The sequence below is a fragment of the Agathobaculum desmolans ATCC 43058 genome (assembly GCF_000701665.1).
In the GTDB taxonomy this organism is placed as follows: domain Bacteria; phylum Bacillota; class Clostridia; order Oscillospirales; family Butyricicoccaceae; genus Agathobaculum; species Agathobaculum desmolans.
In genome coordinates, this window is sequence record NZ_JNJN01000067.1 from 1 (window position 1) to 9,756 (window position 9,756).

Genomic DNA, 9,756 nt, shown 5'->3' on the forward strand with positions numbered 1-9,756 from the left:
GCTCTATAATTGGACTGCTCCACCGGCAATGATGTTGGTTAGTTAGGTTTTGTTTTGAGAAGCGCTGGTTTCAGGTAGACCTCGTCTGGGGCAATTGGAGAAAGGTCTAGAAGCTTCAGCAGTTTCTTTTCATTTTCACCTACGAATAAATCAAAGGGGGTTTGGTTGTCAAACAATGCTCTTGCTACGCTGTTTATGTGGCTTGTGGCCAACGCAACCTGCGCCTTTGTCAGATCCTTAAATGAGGTACCCTTTGGTAGGATCCGTCGCAGAAGAACGTGGCTCTTCTCAACGGTATTACCTCTTTCCCACAAAACCTTCCTTACCTCCTTGCCGTCAATATAAATCGGGAAGTTAAACTCTATCGACTTCAACGGCATTTCTGACTCCCCATTCGGGTATATCTGAATTTCTTTAATGAGGTATGTGATAAGGCTTTTCTTTTCCTCGTCACTCATTATAGCATATAACTTGCCAAAATTCTGCATGATTTTGTAAACATTGTCCAGAGTGATTGCTTCCATCTCAATGGAGCCTTTTCTTAATTTGGCGTCCTCAATGCGTTCCTCCAACTCCACCATCGTATCATACAGAGCGTCAAGCCTTAACGTCATATCATGGATTTTTCTCTCACGGTATCGGGCATCCGCAGGAAGATTGTCAATCTCATTTTCCAGACGAGCCTTGTTCAAGTCTACTTCTTTCAGTTTGTTTTCATAATTGGAAAGCTCCTTATCTACCGTACTGGTATCTGTCTGAACACCTATCCGCTTTTCAATCTCTTTAGCAAAATAGGCATCGCTTACCAACTCTTTTACAGCTTCGACTACAAGCGGCTCAATATCAGTTTTCCGTAGGGATGCTTTATAATCACAATGATGACCTCGCTCCTGCTTATTTCTTCCGCATATATAATAGTAGACTTCCTTATATGTGCCGTCTTTGTTTGTCCATGCGTGTTTATTCGTGTACATTGAACTGCCACAAATGGGGCATTTCAAAACGCCAGTCAGAAGATGCGACCTGTCTTTTCCAACCTTTGACGGCTGCTTAATTCCCGTTGCTTTCCGCTTTGCATGAACTTTCTGCCAGAGTTCCTCGCTGACAATCCCCTCATGCTGTCCGTCCTCTAAAATATAATCATCGGTATGAACCTGTTTATATTCGTTTTTTGTTCCCTTAACTTTTTCCCTTGTTCTCCTGCCATAAGCAATTTTTCCGCAGTAAACGGGGTTATCTAATATCTGCCGTATTAAATGGCTGCTCCATGTTTCTAACTTTCCATTCTGGCGGGGTATTTTCTTTATTCCTTGCAGGTTGAGATATTTTGCGACACCGCCAAGTCCTATATCTGAATTTCCGAACTTATCAAAAATAATTCGGATTGCTTCAGCTTCGGTTTCTTCTATCAAAAGCTGATTATCCTTCAGATAATATCCATACGGAGCAAAACCGCCGTTCCAACCGCCCTGTCTTGCTTTTTCCCTGCGTCCGTTCATCGTCTGCTCAATGATATTTTCTCTCTCAATCTCCGCAACTGCTGACAGAACAGATATTAAGAGCTTTCCGCTTGTCTGGGATGAATCAATCCCTTCCTCTATGCAGATTAAATTTATGCCATAAGACTGCACAAATTCTAATGAGTTTAAGATGTCAGCAGCATTTCTCCCAAAACGGGAAAGCTTATAGACCAGAATATACTCTATCTCCAGTCCGTTTTTTATGTCGGAGAGCATTTTCTTAAATGCAGGTCGCCCCTCGATTGATTTTCCAGACTTTCCTGCATCCTCATAAATGCCGACAATCTCCATTTCCTCACGGTCTGCAAACCGTTTTAAGCTGTTTTTCTGACCTTCAAGACTGTATCCGTCAACCTGCATCTCGGTACTTACTCTCGGATACAGAACACATTTCTTTCCTTCTCTGTTCATTCTATCACCTCCGATATTTGGGAAAATGTGATATGTAAGGTTGCGTAAAACTACGCAACACAATCCAATTCCTGCAAAACAAATCTTCCATACTTCTCAACAATCTGCACCATAGCTTTCATAAAAGTATCGAAGTTTTCGGCTTCATCAACCTTGCTTTCGTGCTGCTGTTCTGCATTTGTGGACGCTTTGACATTTTCCATTTGGCTACCTCCGCAAAACAAAGCGGCTGTATGCCCTAAATTATAGAGATACAGCCGCCGCTTGACCAATGTGCAAATCCCTCTGTTTCCTCTGATTTGCACATTTCCTTTCGAGTTTGTTATTGAGTGAAATACTAATGGCAAGAGCCTTATCAACTCTTGCCATTATGTTATCGGGCATCATTCCCATATACTGTTTTAACCTCCGCTTATCAATCGTCCGTATCTGCTCAAGCAGAATGATTGAATCTTTGTCGAGCTTATCAAAATCTGTTACCTCGGTGTGTGTCGGGAGCTTCGCTTTCGTGTGTGTACGGCTCGTTATCGGAGCAATAATAACTGTCGGGCTGTGCCTGTTTCCCGTATTGTTGGAGATAACAAGAACAGGTCTTGTGCCGCCCTGTTCCGAGCCGATAACAGGATTAAGCTCTGCATAATAAATGTCGCCACGCTTAACAATTCTTTCCATAAGTGTCTGACCTCCCATCAGAATTTAGGCAGGCGTGACCTGCCTATGTAACAGCCAGACACAAGGAAGTAATTAAGGTCGGGAGAGCATTAACAAAATCTCTGTTCTTATGACCGCCTTATATCTGGCTTTATGATAGGAGCATCTCTATTTGTCCTCGACACCCCGAAATGCAGGTGCGTCCGTAAACGCAGGGAAGTCGCCAAACGGTCAGCAGCGAACTGACGCCACGGGAGTTCCACCCCAACTGTCGGTCTGACAGAGCCGCCCTCATTGCCTGCGACGGGTTGGATACCGTTCGGGCTGTGACTGGACGGGAGTACCATTGTTCTCTTTGCGGGTCATGGCGAAATCGGGAGCTGCCCGATATTTTCAGTCGGTAAAGTTAGGCTCACCACCACCTTTCTGTCGCTCGCTGCCGCTTGGCAGGTCTTGGCGTACCGCTGCACACGCTTATGCTCATCACAATCACAAAGAGGAAGTATTTGGCGAATGAGTATTCGGTTGTCAAGGAACAAGCCCGTTTTCGCCACACAAAAGAAAACGGGGCGAAGGTTTTTACGCCTTACACCCCATAGTCCTTGAGAAACCTTTATTTTCCCCTCTACTCAAAAAACTTTTTTAATTTTTCTTTGAGCCTGTCCATTCGCCTGTAAACCGCTTTCTCTGTAACACCCAGATACGATGCGATTTCACGGGTAGAAAAGCCATGTATCTTCATCAAGGCAATTTGCAGGGTCAGCTTGTCCACCTTAATCAAAACCTGATAGAGCTTCTGATTTTCAATATTGTCCAGAAAATCCTCAACTGTTTTTACTTCGGGCTGTGCCGTGTCCTCGGCAAATTCCTCAAGATATGTACTCGCATCCTGCAACCTGCGGTAAAACTTCCTGTCAGAATTAAAGACCGCCCAATCGTAAATACGGAGTTTTTCGATGGTGTCCTCGCTGACACCTAAGCTCCGCAGTTTCTTTTCCTCAGCTTCTTTCCAGAGCCGCCATTTCTTTTCTTCTCTGCCATAATTGAATGACATTCTCTTGACCTCCAATCTGAAATTTTTTGAAAAATCCAGATTGGTCGGCGGGGAACGGCATCTTACGCCGCAAAAATGCTTTTGACGGCGTTCTGCAAAAAACGACAAAAGAAAAACCGCAAAGGCTGTAACACCTTCACGGTTATAGGAGATTAAACTTCTTTTGAGTAGAAATTTGGCATCTACTTTGAGGGTATAAGAGTTCCATGCACAAGTGAGAATTTTTTTAACAGGTTATCCTCGCTTATCCATGAAGCTATGTATGTAGCTGCTGCTTCGGATAAGCAGCAGGGCGGCGGTCTTAGACCAACGCATAAAAAATCCCTCCAAACTCAAAAACGTGTCTGGAGAGATGTGTTGTTTACGCTTTATTTAGGCATGGCAATACAGCCCACCAGAAAACTCCGTTTTTTTTATTCGGTGGGCTTGTCCTGCCTATGGTATATAAAAAGAGAGCCGACAAACTGTGATTTCATTTCACAAGTTCATCGGCTCTGCGTCTATGCGTCTGGCTCTCTGATGATGTTAAAATGCTGTTAGTATCGCTCCGTCAATGACCGCAATAATCAAAAAGGCGGCAATTCCTTTTAGAAACGAAACAAAGTGTTTTTTCGGGTTGGAATACAATTCCTTTCGGTTTTTTGTGCCTGTAAAGCGTACCCTTTTAGAATTTCTCCACCACAACATATCAATGACAAGAAAATCAAAAGCGTTAAGGCTTTGTCCTAAAATCAGCAGATTTATAAAATTAACCCTAAATCCGTCCTCTTTCACGAACAAGCCGAAAATAAAGAGGACAATGCCAAAAACAACAATATTTGATACAAGTGACACAAACGGCGAAGCTGTCTTGATTTTGGATTGCAGCGCAGGATTTTTCTTTACCATTTCCTGCACTTCATCGGGATAAGAAGCATAGCTTTTGATATTTTTATCATCGCTCCCTGTGTTTAAGTAGCATATTCCCCAAAACAGAATACACAAAATAACTAATTCAACTATCAGCATATTATCTACTTCCTCCGACTTTTCTTTGTATATACCATCCCGATAAAGAGGAATTTATAATGCATCTCTCGGACAATTCTTCACGCATTCAAAACAAAGAATACATTCCGTACCGTTTTTTCGTTTTCTGGAATTATCTGTAACATCTACTTCCATAGGACACACATTTTTACATTTACCGCATGAAACACATTTGCTTTTATCACATTTAATTCGGAGCAGCGAAAAATAACTCATAGGTTTTAAGAATATAGTGATAGGACATATGTATTTGCAAAATGCACGATTATCCTTAAAGACAAAAGCCAATATTATCCCAACTACATAGTATATGGCATTTCCAATGATAAACGCCCAAAACATAATCCTCTCAATGTTACCGATATGAGCAAGAAATAGTGCCGAAACAAATATAAGAGAAATTGCAAATGTTATATACCTTATCCACCCAATCTTTTCCCGTGGTGTTTTGGAAACTTTATACGGAAGAAAATCAAGCACCATTGCCGTCCAGCAGGCATACCCACACCAACCTCTGCCAAAAAGCAATGGTCCAAAAATTTTTGCCACCGCATAATGAATTGTTGCGGCTTCAAATACCCCTGTAAAAAGATAATACCAAAATCCCTCAATCTGCATATTTTCACCGCAAATAAAGCCCAAATACACCAACATATAAAGTCCGACTAAAAGCTGTGCAACTCTGCGGGCATATTTGTATTTTTTGATATAAAGAAATATCCCGAAAAAAATTGATATTCCAATATAGCTAAAATTAAAAAGGTAAAATATATTGTCCTGTGTCAGCCATAATGTTACTGCAACAGTCATAAATATTCCCAATACACCAAGCGGTAGAAAATACTTTTTCATTTTATTCCTCCAATCCACAAACTGAAATTTTGCGGCCTATATATTTGCATTTATCTCTTTAAGAATTGCTAGGTCTATCCGTAACCACATGATATACTTTCATAACAATACCTCTCTTACAAACCCCGATTTTTCGCTCTCTCAACTCCCCGGCAAGCGGAAGTTTTATCATGGTTATTTCTTGGTAATAACTGCAATAGCGCAAGGCATTTTACCCTCAACAATAGAATATTTCACATCTTTATATCCTGCTTTTTCAAAAAACTGCTGATATGTTTTGTATGTAAACTGACGTTTAAATCCTGCTCCCGCTTTTTCTACTGCTTTCACAAATATACTCGGTTTGCCATTATTTTCTTTATTTACATAGGTTGGAATGATGATCTGTCCGCCGAACCTACATACTCTCTCCAATTCCTTTAATGCCCTGTAGGGTTCATCCACTAAATGAATTACATTTCCCGCCACAACTTTATCAAATGTATTGCTTTCATAGTTTAATTGCATTATATCGTTCTGGGCATACTCTATATTCGTTGATTCCTTGCACTTCTTCCTCGCCTGTTTTAACATTTCCGCCGAAAAATCTGTTGCAATTAACGTCTGACACTTTTTGGCTATATGTTTACTGAGCATACCTGTCCCACAAGCACATTCAAGTACATAATCATTCTGTGACATCAGCTTTGCCACTTCAATACAGAGTTTTTTGTTGACTTTACCATTATATATATTTTCAAAAAGATCATATACTCGTGCTGCTCTATCCCAAAACATCAATATCCACCTCCAGCATATCCCGATTTGTCACTTTGTTATTCAGTTATGTGCTTTTTGCTCCAAATCCTTTAATAACTGTTACCTGTAAATCCTTTGCGTCAATCAAACTTTCCTGTCTGCACTTCGGGCAGTAGAGAGGAAAGTTTTTTAATTCTGTATCTTCCCGTATCTGTAATCTTGTTTTATTTCCGCAGACAGGGCAGCGTATCCATTCACTACTCACCATAAAAATCCTCATTCTATTTCCTTTTATTTTTCTGCTCCAGTTCCGCACCATAACGGACAACCATAGAAAGTAAAATCAGGCAGATGCCAAGCGTAATACTGCCTGCATCATCAAACCTGTTCCATTCTGCCAGACCGATATTTTCGTAGATGCCGTCTATCACTGACATAGATATAATAGATATTGCAATCTCTATAATTCCAAGCTGCTTTATCCTATCTGCACCTGCGTTTGTAAACGGCGTACCCTCTTTCAACTCCGCTGTAAAATAGCGATAGGCAAATGCCGTGAGGATGCCGCCAGACAGCAAAGAGATTGCCGCAGCAGCTAAAATCCCTACAAGCTGCCCTTTGCTCATTTCAGCCGTAACCGACAGGAAATTGAGAAACTGGTTTTCCATATTTAACACATCTGATGCCACAAGAGTTGCCCCGATGGACGCTAAAACCACTCCTACAATGGCAAATATCAGAATAATTTTTGAGAGTATCTGCAACACCCTCATGCCTTTTTGGATTTTCTCTAAATTGCTCATTCTTTACTTTTCCTTTCTTCGCTATTATTCTTTTCCAAAGGCTTTTCAGCAGTCTTATTCCTTACAAGCACGGCAATCGGCGTGATTACCAGATACAGAACGGTCAAAATCACAAAGAACCCTATATCCGCATCCAAAAACACATAAACGATATTAAAGCCAAAGTGCAGCAATACCGAATAGAGCAGGTTATTATGCCGTTCCAGAAAAATGTTCATCAGCACCGTAATGGATGTAATCACAACGATATTGGAAATGACATAGGGAATTGCCCTCCAGTCAGTAAACTCCGAGTCCACCACCCAAAGCAAAGTATGCCAGAAGCACCATACCAAGCCCTGGCAGACAGAGGATTTCAAAAAGCCATACTTTTTATGAAATTCCTCCCGCATAAAGCCACGCCATCCTAATTCCTCCCCTGTCGGTCCCGAAGTCAGGGAGAGGAAGATACTAAGCGGCAATGCTGTCGTTCCCAGATTGATGTAGGACAGCATTGGCTTTCCCGTCATAATGGAATAGAGAAACAACGACAACACGCTGATGCCAAAAGTAAAGGCAAAGGAGAGCAGCAACGGAAGCAGCTTTACTTTCCCAGAAAAGCACCGCTTCACAAAAGCCGTCCTTGTTTCATATGGTCTGAAATACCTCCATCCAATCAAAAGCAGATAGGTCGGCGACCATGCGATAAGGTTTCGGACAACCCACATGATGACAGGCGGCGCATGAAAGACAAGGCTTGCCGAGCCTGCTACAAAAATAATAAGCATCCAGACCAGAATATAGGAGCTGATGATATATTTCTTCAGATAATTTGTTTTCATTCCATTAGCTCCTTTCCCTGTCCGTGCTAATGACAAGCTCGCTCTTGATACCGTTCAGTTCAATGATATTCTCCGCATCGGGCGTGTCGAAGCGTTCCGTCTGCCGTCCGTCTTTCTCATAAGAGATACTTGTTCCAATCCCTTTTGTAACGGCAGTAAAAACAGTGTCCTCTGGAACATGGATTTTTGAGGTTGCCGATACTTGGTTGATTGCAATCTCCCCATTCAAAGAACGGCATACAATCTCCATATCCAGATTGCAGTTTACCTCTACTGTACCAGAAACATCCGCCAAAGCGATATACGGCGTCTTTACATCAAGCTCTATGCTGTCGCATTCCAGAGAACGGATTTCCACCGTCTCCGCATTGACCGCACATTCGATTTTCCCGACATAGGGTGATGGGATTTGGACGAAGATACTGACCGCTTCCTTTGCCGTCGTTTCGGATACGCCATTTTTTCGGTTTACATCCACATCAATCCTTTTTCGGATGTCGTCAATCTTGACCTTGAAATCATTCTGGAGCGTGGAGAAGGTATTGGATGCCAGACGGACACGGATTTTCTCGCCTTCGTAGCCTGACAACTGGAATTGCTTTGCTCCGCCAAACTTCATATCATAGCGTTTCGGCTCGTCAATATCGTACTCCGTGATACTCTCATAAAGATAATCCGTCGGTTTTTTCGCCCCTCTTTCATTAGAGAGCAGCTCGTCAATGGAAATGTCAAACAGGGCGGAGATTGCCATGATATTTTCAATGTCAGGAATACCCGCATCCGTTTCCCACTTCGTAACCGCCTGTCTGGACACGCTGAGCTTCTCTGCCAACTGTTCCTGCGACATTCCTGCCTGCTTGCGGATGGATTTTAATTTCTCTGCAAATGTCATGTTCGTGACCTCCTTATTTTGATATGCCCAGTATAGGAAAGCGTATTTTGCATTACAAGCAAGCAGGATTTACATTTCAGTTTTTTCTGCTACTTTGCGTGGCATTTCCCCTTTTGCTATGACTTTGGTCTTCTTCTCTAAAAATACAGTTTATTTATAGACCGTCTGCCTGTCGGTAACGGATTGAAAAGTAAAGGAACAAATCTGTTCCCTTATCTTTCCTTCCTATAATTTAATCAAACTCCATAATTATCGGAAAACATCATTTCTGTCCAAATAACGGACGGATAATTTCCTCCATACTTCCTTGCTCCATATTTAGAAGCCGCTCCAAATTATAAATAAATGCTGTCATCTTCTTTTTCTTTTCTTCCTCGCTATATTCCATGAGGTCATCAAATGCTGTATAGGAATATAAAAAAGTCATTTCAGCAACTTCTTCTGGATAATCCGTCTGGCATATCCCCTGCGAAATTCCCTCCGTAATCAATGTCGCAATAAGCGGTGTGACTTCGAACAATAATTTTTCTTGTATTTTCTGGTGCATAAGGGCATTTTGCGGTTTATGTACCTGTTCCAATATCTCATGACCAAAGCTGCCGTCACTTATATTAAGAGCAAGCATCATCATCGTAAAACTGATATGTACCCAGGATTCTGGACACATTAAAAATTGAATTAGGTGCACATGGATGCCTCTCTGAATTTTGCGGGAGGCATCCATTTTGTTTTCGCTTGGATTCTTTCGTTGTTGTAGTAATTTATGTAGGTGTCAACAGCCTTAGCAAACGTTTCAAAAGAGGAATACTCTTTTTCATGCCCGTAGAACATCTCGTTTTTCATCCGTCCAAAGAAGGTCTCCATGATGCAATTGTCGTAACAGTTACCCTTCCTTGACATGGATTGAATGATTTTGTGATCTTTAAGTGCCTGCCTGAAGTACACGTGCTGGTACTGCCACCCTTGATCAGAGTGAAAGATCAGG

At 41.8% G+C, this 9,756-nt stretch carries 12 protein-coding genes and 1 pseudogene; all 13 read right to left on the reverse strand.

The window, feature by feature from the left end; translation table 11 throughout:
- Positions 1-38 precede the first annotated feature (38 nt).
- Complete coding sequence (locus T363_RS0112905) at positions 39-1,931, reverse strand: recombinase family protein (RefSeq protein WP_242840284.1); 1,893 nt, start codon at positions 1,929-1,931, stop codon at positions 39-41.
- 50 nt (positions 1,932-1,981) lie between these two features.
- On the reverse strand, positions 1,982-2,134 hold the full coding sequence (locus tag T363_RS16415; RefSeq protein ID WP_169737582.1) for a hypothetical protein: 153 nt from the start codon (positions 2,132-2,134) through the stop codon (positions 1,982-1,984).
- 124 nt (positions 2,135-2,258) lie between these two features.
- Positions 2,259-2,603, reverse strand: a pseudogene (locus tag T363_RS0112915) (type II toxin-antitoxin system PemK/MazF family toxin); the annotation flags it as partial.
- A 604-nt stretch (positions 2,604-3,207) separates the two neighbouring features.
- On the reverse strand, positions 3,208-3,636 hold the full coding sequence (locus T363_RS0112920) for an RNA polymerase sigma factor (protein ID WP_031476464.1): 429 nt from the start codon (positions 3,634-3,636) through the stop codon (positions 3,208-3,210).
- A gap of 525 nt (positions 3,637-4,161) precedes the next feature.
- Positions 4,162-4,644, reverse strand: coding sequence for a hypothetical protein (locus T363_RS0112925; RefSeq protein ID WP_031476466.1), 483 nt, complete (start codon positions 4,642-4,644; stop codon positions 4,162-4,164).
- Between the two features lie 54 nt (positions 4,645-4,698).
- Complete coding sequence (locus tag T363_RS0112930; RefSeq protein WP_031476468.1) at positions 4,699-5,517, reverse strand: 4Fe-4S binding protein; 819 nt, start codon at positions 5,515-5,517, stop codon at positions 4,699-4,701.
- A gap of 174 nt (positions 5,518-5,691) precedes the next feature.
- Positions 5,692-6,294: a class I SAM-dependent methyltransferase gene (locus T363_RS0112935; protein WP_031476470.1), complete on the reverse strand. Its 603-nt coding sequence runs from the start codon at positions 6,292-6,294 to the stop codon at positions 5,692-5,694.
- Between the two features lie 46 nt (positions 6,295-6,340).
- Complete coding sequence (locus T363_RS15770; RefSeq protein WP_078097050.1) at positions 6,341-6,523, reverse strand: cysteine-rich KTR domain-containing protein; 183 nt, start codon at positions 6,521-6,523, stop codon at positions 6,341-6,343.
- Positions 6,524-6,536: 13 nt separating this feature from the next.
- On the reverse strand, positions 6,537-7,058 hold the full coding sequence (locus tag T363_RS0112940; protein WP_031476472.1) for a hypothetical protein: 522 nt from the start codon (positions 7,056-7,058) through the stop codon (positions 6,537-6,539).
- Entirely contained in the window at positions 7,055-7,879 is an 825-nt protein-coding gene (locus T363_RS0112945) for a CPBP family intramembrane glutamic endopeptidase (RefSeq protein ID WP_051643283.1), read from the reverse strand. The genes T363_RS0112940 and T363_RS0112945 overlap by 4 nt, the downstream gene beginning before the upstream one ends.
- Before the next feature lie 4 nt (positions 7,880-7,883).
- Positions 7,884-8,771: a helix-turn-helix transcriptional regulator gene (locus T363_RS0112950; RefSeq protein WP_031476476.1), complete on the reverse strand. Its 888-nt coding sequence runs from the start codon at positions 8,769-8,771 to the stop codon at positions 7,884-7,886.
- Between the two features lie 262 nt (positions 8,772-9,033).
- Positions 9,034-9,402: a hypothetical protein gene (locus T363_RS0112955; protein WP_207640633.1), complete on the reverse strand. Its 369-nt coding sequence runs from the start codon at positions 9,400-9,402 to the stop codon at positions 9,034-9,036.
- Between the two features lie 47 nt (positions 9,403-9,449).
- Positions 9,450-9,756 (reverse strand): IS3 family transposase (locus tag T363_RS0112960; RefSeq protein ID WP_031476480.1); only part of this gene is annotated, 307 nt, incomplete at its 5' end.

Excerpts from the sequence above, each read along its gene's own strand:
- T363_RS15770 (WP_078097050.1), bottom strand. The coding sequence starts at position 6,523 with ATGGTGAGTAGTGAATGGATACGCTGCCCTGTCTGCGGAAATAAAACA.
- T363_RS16415 (WP_169737582.1), bottom strand. The coding sequence starts at position 2,134 with ATGGAAAATGTCAAAGCGTCCACAAATGCAGAACAGCAGCACGAAAGC.
- T363_RS0112955 (WP_207640633.1), bottom strand. The coding sequence starts at position 9,402 with ATGATGATGCTTGCTCTTAATATAAGTGACGGCAGCTTTGGTCATGAG.
- T363_RS0112920 (WP_031476464.1), bottom strand. The coding sequence starts at position 3,636 with ATGTCATTCAATTATGGCAGAGAAGAAAAGAAATGGCGGCTCTGGAAA.
- T363_RS0112925 (WP_031476466.1), bottom strand. The coding sequence starts at position 4,644 with ATGCTGATAGTTGAATTAGTTATTTTGTGTATTCTGTTTTGGGGAATA.
- T363_RS0112950 (WP_031476476.1), bottom strand. The coding sequence starts at position 8,771 with ATGACATTTGCAGAGAAATTAAAATCCATCCGCAAGCAGGCAGGAATG.
- T363_RS0112905 (WP_242840284.1), bottom strand. The coding sequence starts at position 1,931 with ATGAACAGAGAAGGAAAGAAATGTGTTCTGTATCCGAGAGTAAGTACC.
- T363_RS0112930 (WP_031476468.1), bottom strand. The coding sequence starts at position 5,517 with ATGAAAAAGTATTTTCTACCGCTTGGTGTATTGGGAATATTTATGACT.
- T363_RS0112945 (WP_051643283.1), bottom strand. The coding sequence starts at position 7,879 with ATGAAAACAAATTATCTGAAGAAATATATCATCAGCTCCTATATTCTG.
- T363_RS0112935 (WP_031476470.1), bottom strand. The coding sequence starts at position 6,294 with ATGTTTTGGGATAGAGCAGCACGAGTATATGATCTTTTTGAAAATATA.
- T363_RS0112940 (WP_031476472.1), bottom strand. The coding sequence starts at position 7,058 with ATGAGCAATTTAGAGAAAATCCAAAAAGGCATGAGGGTGTTGCAGATA.